Origin of the sequence: Micromonospora sp. NPDC051227 (genome assembly GCF_044455385.1) — a bacterium.
GTDB lineage: Bacteria > Actinomycetota > Actinomycetes > Mycobacteriales > Micromonosporaceae > Micromonospora.
In genome coordinates this window covers 160,071-179,012 of the sequence record NZ_JBITET010000010.1, presented here as the reverse complement: position 1 = coordinate 179,012, position 18,942 = coordinate 160,071, and the positions used below count along the sequence as shown (strand labels likewise).

Genomic DNA, 18,942 nt, shown 5'->3' with positions numbered 1-18,942 from the left:
CCATTCCCCCTCGGCGACACGTACGCGACTGCCAGGCTGGTGGTGCCGGCAGGGCGCCGGCCCGCCCCGCAAGCGGGCGGCCGGAGGGCCGGGGCCGTTGACATGACCGATCAGGACGCCTACCAGCGGGCACTCGACAACGCCGAGCGGCTGCTCGGGCAGCCGCTGGTCCTGCCGCTCGGCGAGGGTGAGCCGTCGGTGGGGCAGGACTTCCGTCGTCTCGCCACCGTGCAGACCTTCGGCGCGGCCTGGCCCCGGGAGGGCCTGGACCTGCGCACCCGGTGCCTGGTCTCGGTGGCGATCGCCGCCGCCCTCGGCACCCACGAACCGCTGCGCGGGCAGCTGCGCATCGCGCTGACCTCGGGCGTGACCAGGGAGGAGATCGTCGAACTGTTCATCCACCTGGCCGCGTACGCGGGGGCCGCGCGGGCGTTCGACAGCTACCAGGTGGTCGCCGCGGTCTTCGCCGAGCGCCCCTGAACGAGGCCGGTCGCGACAGCCGAGCGCCCCTGACCCGCGCCGGGTGCGTCAGCCGGTCGCTGCTGCCCGATCGGTCAGCAGCGCCGCGAGCAGCGCCAGGTCCACGCCGGTCAGGCTCTCCACCTGGTGTACGCCGACAGTGCTCGGCAAGGCCACCTCCGCCGGTACGGCCAGGACCGCCGCGCCCGAGGCGAACGCGCTGGCCACCCCGGTCGGTGAGTCCTCGATCGCCACACAACGCTCGATCGGCACACCCAGCAGCCGGGCCGCGGTCAGGTAGGGCTCGGGGTGTGGCTTGGCCGCCACCACCTCGTCGCCGGCGACCACCGTGTCGAAGTTGTCCCGACCGAGGGTGTCCAGGGCGATCTCGACCAGCGCCCGAGGGCTGGAGGTGACCAGCGCGGTGGGGATTCCCGCCGCGCGGACCGCGCGCAACAGGTCGAACGCACCCGGCCGCCAGCGCAGACCGGTGCGGAACAGCTCCAGGATCCGGGCGTTGATCCACGCCGCGCTGATCTCCGGATCCCGTTCGGGCTGCCCCAGGTCATCGTGCAGGATGCGCATCGACTCGGCCATGGCGGTGCCGATGATCGACTGGCGGGCGTCGACGGAGAGTTCCCCGCCGTACTCCTTCGCGAGTTCCTGCAACGCGACGTCCCACAGCTTCTCGCTGTCGACCAACGTGCCGTCCATGTCGAAGAGCACAGCGGCGGGGTGATGGCTGCTCAGCGGAACCTCCAGGGTCGTGACCGACACCGGCGATCCTGCCAGCACCCCCCGGGGCCGGTGGCGGCAACGGGCGCCAGGGTGATCCGGGCAACCCCGTTCAGCCCAGGTCGCACTCCTTCAGGGAACCTTCGTAGCCCCGGAAGAACATGTCGGTGCGCTGCTCGGCGGTGCCGTGCGCCCCTTCCGCGAACCACGGCTGGTCCGGGTCGTCGCCGACCGCCGCCACCCCCTCCCGAAACTCGTCCAGGTCGCCCTCGGCGAGGGTCAGGGCCTCCGAGCGCACCGAGTCGCCGAGGTACGCCCCGGCCATGCAGTCGGCCTGCAACTCCTGCTGGATGGTGAAGTTGTAGTTGATGCCGAGCCGCACCTGGATGGCGTGCGCGTACTCGTGCCCCAGCAGGTAGAACACGAACGCGTCGCCGACCTGGCGGAACGCCGCCACCGACCAGGCGACGTCGTACGCGATGAAGTCGCCCTGCGAGCAGTAGACGGCGTTGTTGCGGGGCAACGCCTGGCCGCCGCAGGACACCTCGCCCTCGCGTTGGTACGGGATGATCCGCCGGATCGGTCGGAACCGCTGCCCGGATTCCTTGAACCGGGCCGCCCAGTACCGCTCGGCGACCGCCTGCGCGTCGGCGACGTCCTGCTCGAACTCGGCCACGCTGGTGGTGCTGTCGGCCCGGGTGGTGTTCGGGCCCGGTGAGGCTGCCGGCGGGTTCGCCCCGGGGCGTTCGGCCTCCGGCTCGGCCAGCCCACCGCCGGCGCAGGCCAGGGAGACCAGGGCGGCGATCAGCAGACCCGCCAACGGGCTCCGCGCGTCGCGTCCGAACCGTGCCCCCACTGCGCCTCCCCAGACATGGTGCTCAGGCTGGTAGTACCCCGACGGTAGGACCGAAACGCCCGTCACCGGTTTCACGCACGAGGTGGCCGGACGGTTCACGCACGGCGGGCCCGATCGGACTGCGGCACGGTGGGCTCGGCTGGGCGCTGCTCACCCGCCCGACTCCCGACCGCGATGCCACGTTTCGCCCTGGTCACCGTGCCGCTCGGCCTCGTACCTGTGCTGTCGACCACGAGCCTCCCGCTCCGCCCCACGATCAAAACTGACGCCGCCGCCTCCCCGACCCCGCCACACGAGAACTCCCCCAGCCACACCCGCCACCAGCACAAAAACCCCGACCACCACCCACACCACAGTCATCCCGCCAACCTAGGCCCCGCCCACCACCCCGAACCTCGGTGATCATGAAGTTGGCGTCATCCCGCTCGGCGTGTCGTGACGCCAACTTCATGATCACCGGTTCGGGTGGGAGGAGGCAGACCCGGGGTGGGTGGGGTGTCCGGGTGGGGCGTTGGGGTTCGACGTTTCCTGTGGGCGCCGGGGTGGTGTCCTTGCAGGAGGAGGAGAGAACCGTGAAGTACATGATTTTGCTCTACGGGTCGCAGCAGGACTACGACGTGCTGTCCGGGCGGGCATCCGACCGGCCGGCGATGTCGGCCGAGCAGATCGCGGCGATGCACCAGCACATGGAGACCTTCCACCAGTCGCTGGCCGAGTCCGGGGAGTTGGTCGACGCCCGGGGCCTGAGCGAGCCGGTGCACGCCCGCCGGGTGCAGGTGCGCGAGGGGGCACCCGTGATCACCGACGGCCCGTACCCGGAGACGCAGGAGGTCCTCGCCGGTTACACCATCGTGGAGTGCGCCAGCTTCGACCGGGCCACCGAGATCGCCGCCGGCCTGGTCGACCCGGACGCCCCCGGTGGGTACGTGGACGTGCGGCCGGTGCTCGACGGTGTCGAGGACCTGGCCGGCTGACCCGGTGCCGGAGACTCCCGCCGAGGACCTGCTGCGCGAGCTGGCGCCGCAGGTCCTCGGCGCGCTCGTCCGCCGCTACGGGCACTTCGACACGGCCGAGGACGCGGTGCAGGAGGCGCTGATCGCCGCCGCGAAGGGTTGGCCGCGCGACGGCGTACCGGAGAATCCGCGTGGTTGGTTGATCACCGTGGCGTCCCGGCGGCTGACCGACCTGCTGCGTCGCGAGCAGGCCCGGATGCGGCGGGAGGACACGGTGGCGCGGTGGGTGCTGCCGGAGCAGTGGCGCTCCCCCGCCGCCGACCACCCGCCGGCGGACGCCGACGACACGCTCATCCTGTTGTTCCTGTGCTGCCACCCGGCGTTGTCGGCGGCGTCGCAGATCGCGCTCACCCTGCGCGCGGTGGGCGGGCTGAGCACCGCCGAGGTGGCGCGCGCGTTCCTGGTGCCGGAGGCGACGATGACCCGGCGGATCAGCCGTGGCAAGCAGCGGATCCGTGACAGTGGGCTACGGTTCGCGCCGCCCACCGGCCCGGAGCGCGCTGACCGGCTCGCCGCCGTGCTGCACGTGCTCTACCTGATCTTCACGGAGGGGTACGCCCGCACCGTCGGGCCCGGGTTGCTGCGCGCCGACCTGACCGCCGAGGCGATCCGGCTGACCCGGCTGGTGCACCGGCTGGTGCCCGAGGACCCCGAGGTCACCGGGCTGCTCGCGTTGATGCTGCTCACCGACGCCCGCGCTCCGGCGCGGATCGGCCCGCACGGTGAGCTGGTGCCGATGGCCGAGCAGGACCGCTCCCGGTGGCGGGCCGAGCAGATCGCCGAGGGGGTCGAGCTGATCACCGGGGCGCTGCCACGCGGGGTGGTCGGGGCGTACCAGCTCCAGGCGGCCATCGCGGCCGTGCACGACGAGGCGCCCAGCGCGGCGGCCACCGACTGGGCGCAGATCACCGCCCTGTACGAGGTGCTCCTCGGGATGTCCGACAACCCGGTGGTGGCGCTCAACCACGCGGTGGCGGTGGCCATGAGCCGCGGCGCGCCGGCCGGGTTGGCGCTGCTCGCCGACCTGACCGACGACCCTCGTCTCGCCGACGACCCCCGACTGCCGGCCGCCCGCGCCCACCTATGGGAGCTGGAGGGTGACCGGGTCGCGGCGCGGGAGGCGTACCGGATGGCGGCGGCGCGCTCGACGAACCTGGCGCAGCAGCGCTACCTCAACGCCCGCGCGGAGCGCCTCGCGGGCGACCCGCCGCGCGCCGGCTGAGCCGCACCGTCCGTGCGGGTCACGGTTTGAGCCGGCGAGCCGCGCGGGTCAAGGGCTGAGCCGGCGAGCCGCGCGGGTCACGGGCTGAGCCGGCGAGCCGTGCGGGTCACGGGCTGGCGGCCAGGAAGACGAAGGCGGCCATCAGCACCAGGTGTACGCCGCCCTGCAACACGTTGGCCCGGCCGGGCACCACGGTGAGGACGGCGGTCACGGCGGTGAGCGCGAGCAGGGCGAGCTGGGTGCCGCCGAGGCCGAGCAGCAGCGGGCCGTCCAGCCAGATCGAGGCGATCGCTATGGCCGGGATGGTCAGGCCGATGCTGGCCATCGCCGAGCCGAGCGCGAGGTTCAGGCTGATCTGCACGCGGTCGCGGCGGGCGGCACGGGCGGCGGCCAGGGTCTCCGGCAGCAGCACCAGCAGGGCGATGATCACGCCGACGAACGCGTGCGGCAGGTTCGCCGCGGCGACACCGGCCTCGATGGTCGGCGAGACGGTCTTGGCGTCGCCGACCACCGCGACCAGCGCCACCAGCAGCAGCCCCAGGCTCATCAGCGCCGCACGAGTGGTCGGCGGCTTGGCGTGCTCCTCCGCGTCGATCACCTGGCCCTGGCTGTCGACCGGCAGGAAGTAGTCGCGGTGCCGGCCGGTCTGCACGAGCACGAACAGCCCGTAGAGCGCGAGCGAGGCGACGGCGGCGAAGGCGAGCTGTGCCGGGCTGAACTCCGGGCCGGGCCGGGCCGTGGTGAACGTCGGAATGACCAGACTCAGGGTGGCCAGGGTGATCACGGTGGCCAGGGCCCCGCCGGTGCCCTCCGGGTTGAACACCGCGACGCGGCGGCGCAGCGCTCCGAGCAGCAGGGACAGGCCGAGTATCCCGTTACAGGTGATCATGACGGCGGCGAAGACGGTGTCCCGGGCGAGGGACTGGGTCTTCTCCGGGCCGCTGATCATCAGCGTGACGATGAGGGCGACCTCGATCACGGTGACCGCGACGGCGAGCACCAGCGACCCGTACGGCTCCCCCACCCGGTGGGCGACCACCTCCGCGTGGTGCACGGCCGCGAGCACGGCACCCCCCAGCAGCACCGCTACCACCACGATGACCGGGCCGGGCAGGCTCCGCCCCCAGGTGACGATCAACACCAGAACGGCGAGCACCGGTACGACGAAGGTCCAGTCGGTCAGGCGGGAACGAAGCAGGGCGGCCATGCCGTAAAGGGTGCCAGTTCAGGTGATCATGTGCCCACCATCGACGCACCGACCTGCGGTGCCGACGGTCCACACCGGGCAAACCCGTAACACATGGGTTACGCTTCCCGGGTGGATGAGGTGGCCGTCGCGATCGCGGACCCGGTGCGGCGGCACATCCTGACCATGTTGCGCGCCGAGCCGCTCTCCGCCGGCGACATCGCCCGGCGCTTCACGATCAGCCGGCCCGCCATCAGCCGCCACCTGCGGGTGCTGCGCGACAGCGGGCTGGTCCGTGACGAGCTGGTGGGACGGCAGCGGATCTACCGGCTCGACCCGGGCCCGCTCGCCCCGCTGCTCGACTGGCTCACCGGGCTCACCACAGTCGACCGGTGGGGCTGGCACCTCGACGCGTTGGAGACCGAGGTCTATCGCACCCGCCGAGAGCGCCGCAGCCGCGGCCCGGCGGAGCACCGAAGGGAGCACACGGCATGACCCGCACACCCGCCGGACGCCTGTTTCAGACCGATACCGGCCACGATCTGGTCCTCACCCGAACCTTCCGCGCCCCGGCGGCGGACGTCTGGGCCAGCCTGACCGAGCCGGAGCGTACGGCCCGCTGGTTCGGCCCGTGGGAAGGCGACGCCGGGCCCGGACGGACCATCCGGGTCCAGATGGCGTACGAGGAGCAGCAGCCCTGGTGCGAGATGCGCATCGACGCGTGCGAACCGCAGCAGCGCCTCGCCGTGTCGATGGTCGACAGCTACGGCAGCTGGCTGCTGGAGCTGTCGCTGACCGAGACCGACGGCACCACCGAGCTGCGGTTCGTGCAGCACCTGAGCAGCGTGGAGGGCATCGCCGAGGTGGGCGCCGGTTGGGAGTACTACCTGGACCTGCTGGTCGCCTCCCGGGACGGCTCGCCCCGCCCGGAGTTCGACGACTACCACCCGGCCATGCAGCCCTACTACCAGGGGCTGATCGCCACGGCCGGCTAGGGGTCGAGGGCCCGCCGAAGCTTGGCGAACTCGGCGGTCAACGCCGGCAGCGGGAAGTGCGCGTTCAGGCCGCTGGGGTTCGGCAGCACCCAGACCTGGGCCGGCCCCAGCCGGTCCGGTCGCGGGCCCAGCCCGGCATTCGGTCGGGCGAAGGCGATCCGGTACGCGGTCACTCCGAGGATCGCCACCCAGCGCGGCCGGTAGCGCTCGGCCTTCACCGCCAACCCGGTCACCCCGGCGACCAGCTCCTCCGGGGTCAGCTCGGCGGCGCGGGCGGTGGCCCTGTTGCTCAGGCTGGTGATGCCCAGGCCCTGCCGCAACAGCTCGTCGCGTTCCCACGAGTGAAGCCGGCGGTCGGTGAAGCCGGCTCCGTGCAGGGCCGGCCAGAATCGGCTGCCCCGACGGGCGAACGGCTCCCCCACCGCGGCCGAGTAGAGGCCCGGGTTGTAGCCGCAGAACAGCACGCGCAGCCCGGGACCGACGATGTCCGGCAGACCCCGGCCGGCCGCCGCCGCCACCTCCTGCGGGGTCGGCCGCCGCGCCGGCCCGGCACGCTGCGCGTCCATCCCACCGATCCTGCCGTACGCCCCGGTGCCGGACCCGGCGCAGGGCTTGACACCCTCAACGGATGCAGTCAACCGACCACCTCGCCGCCAGCCGTTACGCGCGGATGCGCTGGAACACCCCGCTCTCCCCGGAGCACGCCGCGTTGCTGCTGCAACGGCTCGACGTCCGCCCCGGCGCGCGTGTGCTCGACCTCGGCTGTGGCTGGGGTGAGCTGCTGCTGCGGGCGGTCGCCGCCGGCGGTGCCTCCGGCCCGGTCGCGACGCGCGGCGTCGGCGTCGACACCGACGAGGCCGCGCTCGCCCGAGGGCGGCGGCTGGCCGCGGGGCGGTCGCTGAACCGGCACGTCGCCTTCGTGATGGGGGAAGCGGCGGCCTGGCAGGAGCCGGCCGACCGGGTTCTCTGCATCGGCTCGGCACACGCCTTCGGCGGCACCGAGGCCGCCCTCGACGCCCTCGCCGCCGTGGTCCGGCCCGGTGGGCGGCTGCTGTTCGGCGACGCGTACTGGGAGCGGTCTCCCACGGCGGAGATCGCCGAGGTCTTCGGACCGGAGGTCCCGACCCTTCCCGGGCTGGTCGAGGCCGCCCGCCAGCGGGGCTGGCGACTGCTGCACCTGAGCACCGCCGACCAGCGGGAATGGGACGACTTCGAGTCCACCTGGCTCGCCGGCCGACAGGAGTGGCTGCTGGCGTACCCGGAGGATCCCCGGGCGGCCGAGGTCCGCGCGGAACTCGACGACCGGTTGCGCCAGTACGTCGGCGGCTACCGGGGTGTCCTCGGCCTGGGCTACCTCGTCCTCGGCCGCTGACCGTCCGCCCTTGACGCCGCTGGCTACGCTGCGCGTGGTGAGCGCCGGATCCCGTCTCGCCCTGCCCTGGCGGATCCTCGTGGTGGCCACCGCCGCCGTGCTGGTGTGGCTGTTCCTGGGCGCCCTGCTCGACCGTGACTACGACCGACCCACCCATGCGGTCGGGGCGGTCCTCACCACCGCTGTCGTCGTACCCCTGGTGGTCGTCGCCCGTCGCGTCCTGGACCGACGGCCCTGGGCGGGCCTCGGGTTGCCGTCGCTGCGCGCCGGCTGGCGCCGTCTGCTGTTCGGCATGGCCTGCTGGCTCGTGCCCGCTGCGGCGGGGTTCGCGCTCTGCCTCGGCCTCGGCTGGGTCGAGATCAGTGTCCGGACGTCCGTCGGGGATGTGCTGCGGGTGGCGGCGCTGCTGCTCGTGCTGGTCTTCCTGAAGGAGGCGCTGCCGGAGGAGCTGATCTTCCGCGGGCACCTGCAACACAACCTCGCCACCCGGCTGCCCGCCGGGCAGGCGGTCCTCGGGCAGGCAGCGCTGTTCGCAGTCTTCGGGTTCCTCGTCGGGGCGGCCAGATCCGTCGACCGACTGGCGCTCTTCTTCGTCTTCGCGCTGCTGCTGGGTGCCTTCCGCGCCGCCACCGGCGACATCTGGGCCGGCATCGGCCTGCACGTCGCGTTCCAGACGGTCGCTCAGCTGTTCGGCGACGTCGGGGCGGTCTTCGACGTGGTCGGCGCGGACGTCCTGGGCGTGGTGGCCATGGGGGCCATTCCGTTCTCGGTCAGCTGGTTGGTCCTGCGACACCACTACCGGGACCACCTGAACTGGCGCGCCCTCGCACCGGACCCGGTGCGCTGAGCGGCTGAAGCCTGGGCGTTTGGCCCACCGGGTCGACCGGCGTGGGGAAAAGTGACGGGCGAGAGTTGTCGTCGACCAGCGAGCACGTGGGGGTTCCCGATGAGCGACACGTCTCCGGCCACGCCCGCCCGCAACGTCGTCCTGGTCCATGGCGCGTACGCCGACGGCTCCTCCTGGTCCGACGTCATTCCGCTGCTACAGCGGGCCGGGCTGACGGTCACCGCGGTCCAGAACCCGCTGACCTCCCTGGCCGACGACGTAGCGGCCACCAATCGCGCCCTCGACCGCCAGGACGGCCCGACGGTGCTGGTGGGCCACTCCTGGGCCGGCACGATCATCAGCGAGGCCGGCAACCACCCGAGCGTCACCGCCCTGGTGTACGTCGCGGCCCGCGCGCCGGACGCCGGCGAGGACTACGCCGCTCTCGCGGCGAAATACCCCACGCCGCCGGCGAACGCCGGCCTCGTGCACCACGACGGGTACGCGCAGCTCAGCGAGAGCGCTTTCCTGGCCGACTTCGCCGGTGGAATCGAGGAGACCCGCGCCCGCGCCCTGTACGCGGTGCAGGGCCCCATCGCCAAGGACCTCTTCCAGGGCCGCACGACGACGGCTGCCTGGCGGGACCGGCCCTGCTATTACTCGATTTCCACGCAGGACCGCACGACCGCGCCGGAGCTGGAGCGGTTTCTGGCCGATCGGATGAACGCGACGGCCATCGAGGTCGAATCATCGCATCTCGCCATGGTCACTCACCCGGAGACGATCGCCGACCTCATTCTGATGGCGACCCGGGGCACCCGCAGCCCCGCGTAGGGCGGCAGAGGCTGGCCGCGCGACTGTCGGCCGACGTGGCGCTCAGGTCAGGGCGCACGCGGCGCCACGAGTTGCCCGGCGCGCCGTTCTCGATCTTCGTCGGTGGCCCTGCCATCGACCATACGTCCTACCTCCACGCCGACGCCGACCGTGCACGGGCGTACTCGGACCGGAGTACACGGGCTTGACGGGGCGTAGACATCGGAGGTTTACTGCGTCAATGATGTCAGTCGATGAATTCTGACCGTCCACTGTGGGTGGTCCGCATCATCGGCTGGTTTCACCGACCCACCCCCACCACCCCGCACCACCTCAGCCGAGCATCGGCGGCCCGGCTTCCGCACCACCGCCATCGCGGCCTCCGGTCTGCCCGTGTCCACAGCCTGAGGTCGACGCTCAGCAGAGGAGCAAGACCATGCGTTCCCGTCCCCGCCTGTTGGCACTCGTCACCGGCCTGGCCGTCATGCTGGCCAGCCTGGTCGCCCTGCCGACCCCCGCCTCGGCGGCACCCCTGACCGAGGTCCTGGTGTTCAGCAAGACCGCCGGCTTCCGGCACTCCTCCATCCCCAACGGCATCGCCGCGATCCAGCAGCTCGGCTCGGCAAACGGCTTCACAGTGACCTCGACCGAGGACGCCGCCCAGTTCACCACCTCCAACCTGGCCCAGTACCAGGCGGTGGTCTTCATGTCGACCACCGGCGATGTCCTCAACGCCAGCCAGCAGAGCGCGTTCGAGTCGTACATCGCCGCCGGTGGTGGCTACGTCGGCGTGCACGCCGCGGCCGACACCGAGTACAGCTGGCCGTGGTACGGCTCGCTGGTCGGAGCCTGGTTCGACTCGCACCCGGCGATCCAGACGGCGACCGTCAAGATCGAGGACCAGACCAACCCGTCGACCGCCCACCTCGGCACCACCTGGGTCCGTTCCGACGAGTGGTACAACTACCGCACCAACCCCCGGTCCAGCGCGCGGGTCCTGGCCAGCCTCGACGAGTCGTCCTACAGCGGCGGCAACATGAGCGGCGACCACCCGATCACCTGGTGCAAGGCGTACGGCGGCGGGCGTGCCTGGTACACGGGCCTCGGACACACCGAGGCGTCGTACACCGACCCGAACTTCACCCGCATGCTGCTCGGTGGCCTCCAGGTCGCCGCGGGCTCCGTGACGGCCGACTGCTCGCCGCGCACCACGACCCCGCCGCCCACCGCCAGCGGCTCCACCCTGCGGGCCCGCGCCAACAACCAGTACGTGAGCGCGCCCAACGCCACCACCTCGCTGATCGCCAACAAGACCTCCGTCGGCACCACCGAGCGGTTCGACCTGGTCAACCTCGCCAACGGCAACGTGGCGCTGCGCGCCAAGGGCAACGGGCAGTTCGTCGCGGCCGAGAACGCCGGGGCCGCCGCGCTGATCGCCAACCGGGCCACCGCCGGCGCCTGGGAGACGTTCCAGCTGGTCCGTAACTCCGACGGCACGGTGAGCCTGCGGGCCACCGTGAACAACCGTTACGTCGCCGCCGACAACGCGGGCGCGTCCCCGCTGATCGCCAACCGGACCTCCATCGGTCAGTGGGAGAAGTTCGACCTGGTCACCACCAACTGACCTGGTCCCCCCGCTCGCTCTCCACCACCACCTGGTCGTGGTGCGCCCCCGCGCGCCCGTCCCCCGGTCGTCGAGAAAGGACGATCATGCTCTGGTATCCCCGGCGCTGGCCCCGGGCGCTCTTCGCGGCGGTTCTCACCGTCGCAAGCGCGGCCCTCGCTGTGGCTGCTCCGTCCACCGCGCAGGCTGCGGTGATTCCCGCCTCCGACTATCAGCAGGTCAAGCTCGCCACCGGCTCGGGCGAGCTGGGTGAGGCCATGTCCCTGGCCGTTCTGCCCAACCGCTCGGTGCTGCACACCGCCCGCAACGGTGTCCTACGGGTTACCGACGTGGCCGGCAACACCAAGGTCTCCGGCACCCTGTCGGTCTACACCCACGACGAGGAGGGGTTGCAGGGCGTCGCCGTCGACCCCAACTTCGCCACCAACCGGTGGATCTACCTGTACTACTCGCCCACGCTGAGCACCCCGTCCGGGGACGCCCCGACCACCGGCTCGCAGTCCGACTGGGACCGGTGGAAGGGGCACCTGCGGCTGTCCCGGTTCACCCTCAACAGCGACGACACGCTCAACCTGGGCACCGAGAAGATCGTGCTCCAGGTCGCCAACGACCGTGGGCAGTGCTGCCACGTCGGCGGTGACCTGGACTTCGACGCCGCCGGCAACCTGTACCTGACCACCGGCGACGACACCAACCCGTTCGAGTCGTCCGGCTACGCGCCGCTTGACGAGCGGACCAACCGCAACCCGCAGTTCGACGCCCAGCGCTCGGCGGGCAACACCAACGACCTGCGGGGCAAGGTGCTGCGGATCAAGCCGCAGGCCGACGGGACGTACACGATCCCGGCGGGCAACCTGTTCGCGCCCGGCACGGCCAACACCCGTCCCGAGATCTACGCGATGGGTCTGCGCAACCCGTTCCGGATGAGCGTCGACAAGGGGACCGGCGTCGTCTACCTCGGCGACTACGGCCCCGACGCCGGCAGCACCAACTCCAGCCGGGGCCCCCAGGGTCAGGTCGAGTTCAACCGCATCGCGGCGCCCGGCAACTACGGCTGGCCGTACTGCACCGGCAGCAACACCAGCACGGAAACATACAATGAATACACCTTCCCGTCCGGGCCGTCGCAGTCCAAGTACAACTGCACGGGCGGGCCGACAAACAACTCGTTCCGCAACACCGGGCTCGGCACGCTGCCCGCGGCGAAGCCGGCCTGGATCAAGTACGCGGGCGACTCCGGTTCGCCGTCGGAGTTCGGCAGCGGCTCGGAGTCGCCGATGGGCGGGCCGGTCTACCGGTACGACGCCTCGCTCAACTCCAGCATCAAGTTCCCGCAGTCGCTCAACGGCCAGTTCTTCGCCGGCGAGTACGGCCGCCGCTGGATCAAGGCCATCGCTGTCAACTCCGACGGCTCGCGCGGGGAGATCTCCAACTTCCCGTGGAGCGGCACCCAGGTCATGGACATGGCCTTCGGCCCGGACGGCGCGCTCTACGTGCTGGACTACGGCACCGGCTCGAACAACCAGGCGCTCTTCCGGATCGAGTACATCGGTGGTGGCAACCGCAGCCCGATCGCTGTCGCCTCGGCGAACCCCACGTCGGGGGCCAACCCGCTGACCGTCAACTTCTCGTCGGCCGGCAGCTCCGACCCCGAGGGCGGCGCGCTCAGCTACCTGTGGACCTTCGGCGACGGCACCACGTCGACGGCGGCCAACCCCACCAAGACGTACACCACCAACGGCTCGTACAGCCCCACCCTGAAGGTCACCGACCCGACCGGCCTGTCCGGCACGGCGAGCCTGATCGTCACCGTGGGCAACACCGCACCGACGGTGTCACTCACCGCGCCCACCAACGGGCAACTGTTCAGCTTCGGTGACACGGTGCCGTACCAGATCTCGGTGAGCGACCCGCAGGACGGCACGATCGACTGCTCCAAGGTGAGCCTGACCTACGCGCTGGGCCACGACAGCCACGCCCACCAGATCACCTCGAAGACCGGGTGCAGTGGCTCGATCACCCTGCCGACCGACGGTGAGCATGACTCGGCCGCCAACATCTACGGGGTCTTCGACGCCGCGTACACCGACAACGGCGGGCTGACCACGCACAGCATCAAGACTTTGCAACCCAAGCACCGCCAGGGTGAGCACTTCGGCGCCCAGTCCGGTGTCCAGGCCACCGAGCACACCAACGCCGAGGGTGGCCGCACGGCCGGCTTCATCGAGAACAACGACTGGATCTCGTACCAGCCGTACAACCTGTCCAACGCCAACCGCTTCACCGTGAGGGCGTCGTCAGCCGGCGCCGGTGGCACCATCGAGGTCCGGGCCGGGTCGGCCACCGGCACCCTGCTGGGCACCGTCACGGTGCCGGTGACCGGCAACTGGGAGACCTTCGTCGAGGCGTCCGGCACGATCAGCAACCCACCCACCGCGTCGACGACGTTGTACCTGGTCTTCAAGGGTGGGTCGGGCTACCTGTTCGATGTCGACGCGTTCACCTTCGCGACCGGCACCGGTAGCAGCGCACCGGCGAGCACCCTGCGGGCGCAGGTCAACAGCCAGTACGTGTCGGCGGTCGGCACCAGCGCGTTGATCGCCAACAAGGCAAGTGTGGGCACCACCGAGCAGTTCGACAGGGTGGACGCCGGCAACGGCACCATCGCCCTGCGGTCGCGCGCCAACGGGCTCTACGTCTCCGCCGAGAACGCGGGCGCGGAGCCGTTGATCGCCAACCGCACGTCAGTGGGTGCGTGGGAGACCTTCCAGCTCATCAACAACTCCGACGGGACGGTCAGTCTGCGCGCCACGATCAACAACCAGATCGTGGCCGCCGAGAACGCCGGGGCGGGATCGCTCATCGCCAACCGCACCTCCGTTGGCTCCTGGGAGAGGTTCATCCTGACCACGGGCTGACGAACGAGAGGTGGGGCCCGGTCTGGTTGGTGGCCAGGCCGGGCCCTACCGCGTGAAGTAGGCGGCGCTCTGCCGGTCCGCCGGGTAGTAGGACTCCACAGCGATCTCCTCGACGGTGATGTCCATCGGGGTGCCGAACGTGGTGATTGTCGAGAACAGCCGCAGCTCGCGTCCACCGACCCGCAGGATCATCGGGATCACCACGTCGGAGTCGACCGGTTCGCCCGTCGGCTCCTCGGGCAGCGGGTTCAGCAGTTCGTCGTAGAGCGCCGCGAGTTCCGCGTCGGGCGCGGCGGCGAGCTGGCGCGAGATCCGGCTGCGGAACACCGCCCGCACGTCCGCCAGGTTGACGACCAGGGGGGCGAGCCCGCGCGGGTGCAGGCCCAGCCGAACCAGGTTCACCGGCGGCCGTAACAGCTCGGGCGCCGCGTACGCGAAGAACGGGTCGACCGCGCGGTTGGTCAGCACGATGTTCCACCGCCGGTCGAAGACCAGCGCCGGATACGGCTCGTGCGCCTGGAGCACCCTGCGGACCGCGTCGAGGGCACCCGACAGGGCGGCGTCGTCGAGCGGGCGCTGCGCGTACCGGGGCGCGAAGCCGGCGGCGAGCAACAGCTGGTTGCGATCACGCAGCGGCACGTGCAGCTGGTCGGCGAGCCGGAGGATCATGTCGGCGCTCGGCGTGGACTTGCCGGTCTCGACCAGGCTGACGTGCCGAGCCGAGACATCCGCGGCGATCGCCAGGTCGAGTTGGCTGAGCCCCCGGCGCTTGCGCCACTGCCGCAGGAGTTCCCCGACCGCATACACGATCATGAGCCTACTCGTCGTCGCCCGGGACGCCATGAAGTGCGATGTCATCGACAAGCGCACGAGGCCGGGGAAACACTGCGGCCATGACCATCGAGAACAAGAGCATCGTCGGACGTGCGTTGGCGGGGCTGGTCGACACCGGCGACGTCGACACGCTCGCCTCGTACCTGAGTGAGGACTTCACCCATCACCGGTCGGATTCGACGACCTCGACCAGGGCGCAGTGGCTCGCCGCGGTCCGCGCCGCGCTGGGCCCGACCGCCGGCATGCGGGTCGACATCCTGCACCTGCTGGCCGACGGTGACCACGTCGTGGTGCACTCGCGACGCCGACTCCCCGATGGAGGGCCGGAAATTGTGGTGGTCGACGTCCTGCGGATCGCCGACGGATTGATCGCGGAGGGGTGGGAGGTCATCGAACCGGCAGGCCAGGCGGCCGCCAACGGGGCGTGGTGGGACGCGGGTGCCTAGATCGGGAAGCGGCCGTGGCGCCAGTGCCAGTGGCCGCCGGCCCGCAGGTGGTCGATGATCGCGCGCTGGAGCACCGTGCGGCGCGGCAACTCGTCGAGCGGCGTGGTCAGGGTCCGGAACCCGAACCGCAACACCTCAATGTCGGCGTCCGGCCCCGCCGACTCGTCGTAGGGCTCCAGCTCGAACCGACGCTGGAACCGCACGATGTTGGAGTCCTCGGGAAGGTACTCCCGCAGCTGCGGGTCGAGCAGCCACGAGGCGCAGGAGAACGCGGTGTAGCGCTCGTCGGGGAAATGTCGGGGGAAGAACGCGCGGGCCTCGTCGAGCGACGCCGCGACCGCCGCCGGGGTCAACGGCCCCGAATCGGGGACGTGCAGACCGATCGCGGCGTCGCCACGCTGGTGCTGGAGCCGGCCCAGCTCGTAGACGCTGCCGCGCGAGTGCAGCGTCAGCCAACTCTGCATGATCGGCCAACCCTCACCGCGCATCCGTCGGTCGATGGCGAGGTTGCGGCCCAGGTCAGCCAGGGTCACCCAGGTCACGGCGTCGGGGACGCCGTGGTCGCTGTGGTACCCGCGCACCACGTCGACCAGGGCCAGGTACGCGTACACGTAGAGGTGCCGCCAGGCGGGCCCGCGCTCTCGCGGCAGTTCCGGGCCGGGCGACATCCAGTCGTAGCCCGACAGATCGGCGCGGACCAGTGCGATCGAGCGGTCGAGCAGCCAGCGCAGCTCCGGGGTCCACAGCGGAGAGTCGGGGTCGGGCCAGCCGGCCATGATCTCGGCGGCGTCGTCCGGCCGCACGGCGAGCCGGTCGAGGAGCGCGGGCGCGTCGACCTTGGCTGGCAACGGAGCGGACGGCCCGTCACCGGCGAGCCGGACCACGCGGTCGACCTCCTCGACGGGCACCCCGAGTCGGGCCGCGATGTCGTCCAGATCCACGCCGACGACCCTACCGGCCGGCGGGCATCTCAGGAGTCCGCCGGCACCCCGGCGTCGAGCTGCCCGATCATCGGTGCGAGAAGGTCGTTGAGCTCCCGGGCCAGCACCGCCACGGCGCGGCGCGCCGCCGCGGCGACCTCGTCGTCCGGACCGTCGGGCGTCGGCGGCAGGTCGTCGAGCGGGACCGGCGCCTCCACCTGAAGCAGCGCGCGCAGATGCGGGCGGCGCGTCTGGTCCTGCTCGGTGGGTGTGGTGAACTGGCCGAACAGTTGGGGCCAGTCCTGCCAACCGCGGTCGCGCTGCCACTGCTTGGTCCAGGTCAGCTCGGCCGGCCAGCGGGAGGCCACTGTCACCGCGCAGACCAGGCTGCCGTCCCACGGGCTACGCGCGCAGGTCGCCGAGATGATCCGCCGGTGCCAACGCACGAAGCCCGGCGACAGCTCGGTGGCCACCCGCCAGGCGGCCACCGCGAACGCCACGGGCGCGAAGTCACCCCAGGTGTCGGCGAACTCGTCGATCCGACGAAACACCTCGACCTCGTACCGGCCGCGCCCGTCAGTGCCGTGCTCACGGTCGAACTGCTCGTCCAGCCAGAAGGCGCGCGGCTCCGGCATCCTCAACCCCCGTTTATGAGAAGCTCCCGGACACACGGTGGCGCATCTCACAGTCAGGCAATCGTCACTGACCGTGAACGACACGCCCACTGTAGACCCTCTGCCCGAGCCTAGCGTCTGCGGGAGGACGTCGGAGCGTATCGGCTCCGACCATCAACCTCGGGAGGCTCCGTGCGTCGGCGGTCGTGCTGATCGAGGGTTGACAAGACACGGGTTCCAGAGTGGACGATTCAGCGTGCGAATTCTTGTGGTGGGTGGCAGTGGTCTGATCGGTGCCCATGTCGTGGACGTACTGCGCGAGCGCGGTCATGCCGCGACCACCGTGGCGCGTACCGCCCGTGCGGGTGTCGATCACCTGCTCGACGTGGAGTCGGCCCCGATCGACGAACTGCGGGCACTGCTCGCCGGTCATGACGGCGTCGTCTATGCCACCCGCACGGACGAGCAGCGGCCGCTGCCCAAGCCGATCTATCCCGCGTTTCGCCGTGACAACGTCGAGCCGGTGGTGCGTCTGTTCACCGCCGCCCGCCTGGAAGGTCTCACCCGGGGTGTGGTGATGGGCTCCTACTACACCTACTTCGATCGGCTCCACCCGCAGTGGCGCCTGGCCGAGCGGCACACGTACATCCAGTGTCGCCTGGAGCAGGCCCGGGAGGGGCGGGCGGCCGCCGGCGCGGGTCTGCCGGTCGCCGTACTCGAACTGCCGTTCGTCTTCGGTCGGGCCGGCGACCGGCTGCCCAACTGGGCCGGTCCGCTGGACCGGTGGGCCCGCTCTCGTACCCCGCTGGTCGCCCCCACCGGCGGCAGCGCCGCGGCCTCCGCGCGCAGCGTGGCCGAGGTCGCGGCCGACGCCCTGGAGCAGGCCAGCGGCGCGGACCTCCCGGTCGCCGACGAGAACCTCACCTGGCACGACATGATCGCGCGCATCGCCGCGGCGGTGGGCCGGCCCCGCCGGGTCGGTCGTCTGCCGGCCGGCGCGGCGCGGGCCGCGCTGCGGCTCGGCGGCGCCGCGCAGGCCCTCGGCCGCAAGGAGTCGGGCATCAACCCCAGCCACCTCGGCGACCTCCTGCTCGCCGACCTTTTCATCGAGCCGACGACGGGCCGCCCGCTGGACCCGGCCCTACGCGACACCTTCCCGAAGGGCGCCGCCTGACCCCCTTCGGTGTTGATCGTCAGGTGGCGGGGCCTACCGCACGGCGAGGTCCACGAACTCGTGCACCAGAGGTGACCGGTTGCCCTCGGCCCAGGCCAGGCACACCTGGTTGGGGCCGAGGTCGGCGACGGGCACGTGGATGACGTCCGGTCTCGTGTAGAAGGTCGCGGTCGAGAGGGGCAGGATCACCACCCCGGCGTACGCGGCGACGTGCTCCAGCTTCTCCTCGACGGAGTTCAGCTCGGGCCGAGGGCGGGGATCGGGGTCGATGGGGCGGTTCGGCAGGTCCCGCCACTCCGGCACCGCGTCCGGGTCCTGCAACAGCCGTTCCTCGATCAGCTCGGCGAGGTCGATCGACTCCTTGCCGGCCAGCCGGTGATCGGTGGGTAGGACGACGACCCGGGGTTCGGTGAACAGTGGCCGCAGGCGCAGGCCGCGCTGGTCGACCGGGAGCCGTACGTAACTGACGTCCGCGCGCCCCTCGCGGACGATGTCGGTCTGGTCGTCCCAGGACGTACGGACGACGTTGACGGCCAGATCGGGATGCCGCGCGGCGATGGCGCGCGCCTCGGCGGTGACGATGATGCCGGGCATGAACGCGATGGTGAACGTCGGCCTGCCGTGCGCGGCCCGCTGCACCCGCCGCCGCAGGGCGTCCGCCGAGGCCAGCAGTGGACGGGCGTCGGTCAGCAGTTGGCGGCCGGCCTCGGTCAGCACCGTGGAACGGCGGTCCCGCACGAAGAGCTCGGCGCGCAGTTCGTGCTCGAAGGCCCGGATCTGACGCGACAGGACCGGCTGGGCGATGTGCAGCCGGGCCGCGGCCCGACCGAAGTGCAGCTCCTCCGCGACCGCCACGAAGTAGCGGAGCTTACGCAGATCGACGTCCACCGTGCCCCCGTTCACATCCCGCTGTGCCCTACCACTGCACGATACCC

Annotated in this window: 20 protein-coding genes; 12 read left to right on the top strand and 8 right to left on the bottom strand. The window is 71.5% G+C overall.

The features are described from left to right. Positions 1-102: 102 nt before the first annotated feature. Entirely contained in the window at positions 103-480 is a 378-nt protein-coding gene (locus ACIA47_RS23755) for a carboxymuconolactone decarboxylase family protein (RefSeq protein WP_203120208.1), read from the top strand. A 48-nt stretch (positions 481-528) separates the two neighbouring features. Here ACIA47_RS23755 and ACIA47_RS23750 read toward each other — a convergent pair whose 3' ends face one another. Beyond that, the gene (locus ACIA47_RS23750) at positions 529-1,185 is read right to left on the bottom strand and encodes an HAD family hydrolase (protein WP_396710816.1); all 657 of its coding nucleotides are present in this window, start codon (positions 1,183-1,185) and stop codon (positions 529-531) included. 121 nt (positions 1,186-1,306) lie between these two features. Further along, positions 1,307-2,050 (bottom strand): neutral zinc metallopeptidase, encoded by a 744-nt coding sequence (locus ACIA47_RS23745; RefSeq protein WP_396710748.1) that lies wholly within the window; start codon positions 2,048-2,050, stop codon positions 1,307-1,309. A 581-nt stretch (positions 2,051-2,631) separates the two neighbouring features. Between ACIA47_RS23745 and ACIA47_RS23740 the strand changes: the two genes are divergently transcribed. Next, entirely contained in the window at positions 2,632-3,024 is a 393-nt protein-coding gene (locus tag ACIA47_RS23740) for a YciI family protein (protein WP_238410724.1), read from the top strand. Further along, entirely contained in the window at positions 3,002-4,285 is a 1,284-nt protein-coding gene (locus tag ACIA47_RS23735) for an RNA polymerase sigma factor (protein WP_396710746.1), read from the top strand. Before ACIA47_RS23740 ends, ACIA47_RS23735 begins: the two co-directional genes overlap by 23 nt. A gap of 106 nt (positions 4,286-4,391) precedes the next feature. Here the strand turns inward: ACIA47_RS23735 and ACIA47_RS23730 are convergent, their stop codons facing one another. Continuing rightward, a complete protein-coding gene (locus ACIA47_RS23730) occupies positions 4,392-5,492 on the bottom strand; it encodes a calcium:proton antiporter (protein WP_396710744.1) in 1,101 nt (366 codons plus the stop codon). 111 nt (positions 5,493-5,603) lie between these two features. On the opposite strand from ACIA47_RS23730, the gene ACIA47_RS23725 reads away from it, so the two are divergent. Then, entirely contained in the window at positions 5,604-5,966 is a 363-nt protein-coding gene (locus ACIA47_RS23725) for an ArsR/SmtB family transcription factor (RefSeq protein ID WP_396710742.1), read from the top strand. Beyond that, a complete protein-coding gene (locus tag ACIA47_RS23720; RefSeq protein ID WP_203120212.1) occupies positions 5,963-6,466 on the top strand; it encodes an SRPBCC family protein in 504 nt (167 codons plus the stop codon). Before ACIA47_RS23725 ends, ACIA47_RS23720 begins: the two co-directional genes overlap by 4 nt. Here ACIA47_RS23720 and mug read toward each other — a convergent pair. Next, positions 6,463-7,032, bottom strand: a complete 570-nt coding sequence (gene mug, locus ACIA47_RS23715; RefSeq protein ID WP_396710813.1) for a G/U mismatch-specific DNA glycosylase — start codon at positions 7,030-7,032, stop codon at positions 6,463-6,465. The two genes, ACIA47_RS23720 and mug, sit on opposite strands and share 4 nt — an antisense overlap. Before the next feature lie 62 nt (positions 7,033-7,094). Here mug and ACIA47_RS23710 point away from each other — a divergent pair, with 62 nt between their 5' ends. The 5 genes from ACIA47_RS23710 to ACIA47_RS23690 all read left to right on the top strand — a co-directional run bounded on the left by ACIA47_RS23710 (position 7,095) and on the right by ACIA47_RS23690 (position 14,019). After that, entirely contained in the window at positions 7,095-7,838 is a 744-nt protein-coding gene (locus ACIA47_RS23710; RefSeq protein WP_203120213.1) for a methyltransferase domain-containing protein, read from the top strand. A 37-nt stretch (positions 7,839-7,875) separates the two neighbouring features. Next, positions 7,876-8,685 carry a type II CAAX prenyl endopeptidase Rce1 family protein gene (locus ACIA47_RS23705; protein WP_396710739.1) on the top strand — a complete coding sequence of 270 codons (810 nt, stop codon included), beginning with the start codon at positions 7,876-7,878 and terminating at the stop codon, positions 8,683-8,685. Between the two features lie 99 nt (positions 8,686-8,784). Next, positions 8,785-9,498, top strand: a complete 714-nt coding sequence (locus tag ACIA47_RS23700; protein WP_396710737.1) for an alpha/beta fold hydrolase — start codon at positions 8,785-8,787, stop codon at positions 9,496-9,498. A 415-nt stretch (positions 9,499-9,913) separates the two neighbouring features. Next, positions 9,914-11,101, top strand: a complete 1,188-nt coding sequence (locus ACIA47_RS23695) for a ThuA domain-containing protein (RefSeq protein WP_396710735.1) — start codon at positions 9,914-9,916, stop codon at positions 11,099-11,101. 86 nt (positions 11,102-11,187) lie between these two features. Then, positions 11,188-14,019: a PQQ-dependent sugar dehydrogenase gene (locus tag ACIA47_RS23690; RefSeq protein ID WP_396710733.1), complete on the top strand. Its 2,832-nt coding sequence runs from the start codon at positions 11,188-11,190 to the stop codon at positions 14,017-14,019. 45 nt (positions 14,020-14,064) lie between these two features. On the opposite strand, the gene ACIA47_RS23685 is transcribed toward ACIA47_RS23690, so the two are convergent. Then, complete coding sequence (locus ACIA47_RS23685) at positions 14,065-14,832, bottom strand: helix-turn-helix domain-containing protein (protein WP_396710731.1); 768 nt, start codon at positions 14,830-14,832, stop codon at positions 14,065-14,067. A gap of 80 nt (positions 14,833-14,912) precedes the next feature. Between ACIA47_RS23685 and ACIA47_RS23680 the strand changes: the two genes are divergently transcribed. Continuing rightward, positions 14,913-15,299 (top strand): nuclear transport factor 2 family protein, encoded by a 387-nt coding sequence (locus tag ACIA47_RS23680; protein WP_396710729.1) that lies wholly within the window; start codon positions 14,913-14,915, stop codon positions 15,297-15,299. Here ACIA47_RS23680 and ACIA47_RS23675 read toward each other — a convergent pair. Next, positions 15,296-16,240 carry an acyltransferase domain-containing protein gene (locus tag ACIA47_RS23675; RefSeq protein WP_396710727.1) on the bottom strand — a complete coding sequence of 315 codons (945 nt, stop codon included), beginning with the start codon at positions 16,238-16,240 and terminating at the stop codon, positions 15,296-15,298. The two genes, ACIA47_RS23680 and ACIA47_RS23675, sit on opposite strands and share 4 nt — an antisense overlap. Before the next feature lie 29 nt (positions 16,241-16,269). Further along, a complete protein-coding gene (locus ACIA47_RS23670; RefSeq protein WP_238410716.1) occupies positions 16,270-16,854 on the bottom strand; it encodes a hypothetical protein in 585 nt (194 codons plus the stop codon). 235 nt (positions 16,855-17,089) lie between these two features. Between ACIA47_RS23670 and ACIA47_RS23665 the strand changes: the two genes are divergently transcribed. Then, on the top strand, positions 17,090-18,007 hold the full coding sequence (locus ACIA47_RS23665; RefSeq protein WP_396710724.1) for an NAD-dependent epimerase/dehydratase family protein: 918 nt from the start codon (positions 17,090-17,092) through the stop codon (positions 18,005-18,007). A gap of 33 nt (positions 18,008-18,040) precedes the next feature. On the opposite strand, the gene ACIA47_RS23660 is transcribed toward ACIA47_RS23665, so the two are convergent. Next, positions 18,041-18,895: a LysR family transcriptional regulator gene (locus ACIA47_RS23660; protein WP_396710722.1), complete on the bottom strand. Its 855-nt coding sequence runs from the start codon at positions 18,893-18,895 to the stop codon at positions 18,041-18,043. Positions 18,896-18,942: the final 47 nt, after the last annotated feature.

What these genes read in the sequence shown, in the direction of transcription:
- ACIA47_RS23700 (WP_396710737.1), top strand. Translation starts at nt 8,785, where the DNA reads ATGAGCGACACGTCTCCGGCCACGCCCGCCCGCAACGTCGTCCTGGTC.
- ACIA47_RS23720 (WP_203120212.1), top strand. Translation starts at nt 5,963, where the DNA reads ATGACCCGCACACCCGCCGGACGCCTGTTTCAGACCGATACCGGCCAC.
- mug (WP_396710813.1), bottom strand. Translation starts at nt 7,032, where the DNA reads ATGGACGCGCAGCGTGCCGGGCCGGCGCGGCGGCCGACCCCGCAGGAG.
- ACIA47_RS23755 (WP_203120208.1), top strand. Translation starts at nt 103, where the DNA reads ATGACCGATCAGGACGCCTACCAGCGGGCACTCGACAACGCCGAGCGG.
- ACIA47_RS23710 (WP_203120213.1), top strand. Translation starts at nt 7,095, where the DNA reads ATGCAGTCAACCGACCACCTCGCCGCCAGCCGTTACGCGCGGATGCGC.
- ACIA47_RS23680 (WP_396710729.1), top strand. Translation starts at nt 14,913, where the DNA reads ATGACCATCGAGAACAAGAGCATCGTCGGACGTGCGTTGGCGGGGCTG.
- ACIA47_RS23670 (WP_238410716.1), bottom strand. Translation starts at nt 16,854, where the DNA reads ATGCCGGAGCCGCGCGCCTTCTGGCTGGACGAGCAGTTCGACCGTGAG.
- ACIA47_RS23740 (WP_238410724.1), top strand. Translation starts at nt 2,632, where the DNA reads ATGATTTTGCTCTACGGGTCGCAGCAGGACTACGACGTGCTGTCCGGG.
- ACIA47_RS23730 (WP_396710744.1), bottom strand. Translation starts at nt 5,492, where the DNA reads ATGGCCGCCCTGCTTCGTTCCCGCCTGACCGACTGGACCTTCGTCGTA.
- ACIA47_RS23695 (WP_396710735.1), top strand. Translation starts at nt 9,914, where the DNA reads ATGCGTTCCCGTCCCCGCCTGTTGGCACTCGTCACCGGCCTGGCCGTC.
- ACIA47_RS23685 (WP_396710731.1), bottom strand. Translation starts at nt 14,832, where the DNA reads ATGATCGTGTATGCGGTCGGGGAACTCCTGCGGCAGTGGCGCAAGCGC.
- ACIA47_RS23690 (WP_396710733.1), top strand. Translation starts at nt 11,188, where the DNA reads ATGCTCTGGTATCCCCGGCGCTGGCCCCGGGCGCTCTTCGCGGCGGTT.